This window comes from Anaerotignum faecicola (assembly GCA_024460105.1).
GTDB lineage: Bacteria > Bacillota > Clostridia > Lachnospirales > Anaerotignaceae > JANFXS01.
In genome coordinates this window covers 1-440 of sequence record JANFXS010000315.1, presented here as the reverse complement: position 1 = coordinate 440, position 440 = coordinate 1, and the positions used below count along the sequence as shown (strand labels likewise).

The 440-nt window shown below is 45.2% G+C and carries 1 protein-coding gene; it reads left to right on the top strand.

All coding sequences use genetic code 11. The annotated features are described in order from the left end of the window. On the top strand, positions 1-440 hold a 440-nt coding region (locus NE664_14145), incomplete at both ends, for a carbohydrate ABC transporter substrate-binding protein (protein MCQ4727776.1).

Sequence of the window (440 nt, the reverse complement as noted above, 5' to 3'; positions counted from 1 at the left end):
GGGACGAGCTGGAAGCGGGAGATGAGACTGCTGTTAAGAAGGATTTCGAGTATATAAAGAAATTCAGTGATGCGGAATTCAGTATATCTCAGGAACTTTTGGTTGAAAAAAATCCTAAGGTGGTTGAGACAAAGCCGATTATTGACGGTACGGTATGGAACGATTTCTCATTTTCGAATCAGTATTCGGCCATGGTCACCGCAGCAGGAAGAGATTTTGGAATGTCCATGTATCCTACAACCGAAGGGGCAACCCAGCAGCCGATCTATTTAAAGCCCAGTCAGTTTTTCTCTGTGGCCGAGACTTCTCAATATAAAGAGGAGGCCGCTAAATTTGTAGACTGGATTACAAATTCAGTGGAGGCCAACGAAATTCTTGAGGGTGAACGGGGCGTTCCGGTCAATACTGATGTACAGGAAGCGATTAAGGGAACGCTTGAC